The sequence below is a fragment of the Alicyclobacillus suci genome (genome assembly GCF_017329615.1).
Classification (GTDB): Bacteria; Bacillota; Bacilli; order Alicyclobacillales; family Alicyclobacillaceae; genus Alicyclobacillus; species Alicyclobacillus suci.
Genome location: NZ_JAFMTW010000232.1, coordinates 1 through 261, shown reverse-complemented (window position 1 = coordinate 261; position 261 = coordinate 1). Strand labels below are relative to the sequence as shown.

At 49.8% G+C, this 261-nt stretch carries 1 protein-coding gene; it reads right to left on the bottom strand.

Annotated features, from left to right (window positions below):
- Positions 1-261, bottom strand: a 261-nt coding sequence (locus J3482_RS20545) for an ATP:cob(I)alamin adenosyltransferase (RefSeq protein WP_206923136.1), incomplete at both ends; no start/stop codon positions are given.

Sequence of the window (261 nt, the reverse complement as noted above, 5' to 3'; positions counted from 1 at the left end):
ATTTAGATATTTTCGAATCACGGGATTCAGCGTTTCTGATTTCTCTAAGGTGACAATTTGGCGCTCCACTCGACGAACGACGGTACGACTTACGTGTAACAAGGCCGCAACCGGATGGCCTGACGGCAAGACAAATTGGCGCAAGGGCGGCATCTCTTCGTTTAGCGCATCAATGATTTTCTCCAGTAAATCCACGTCGCTCTGGTGCAGGTAAACTCCATCCCGTTTGTCGTCCGGTGTGGCTAAATCTCGACCTACATC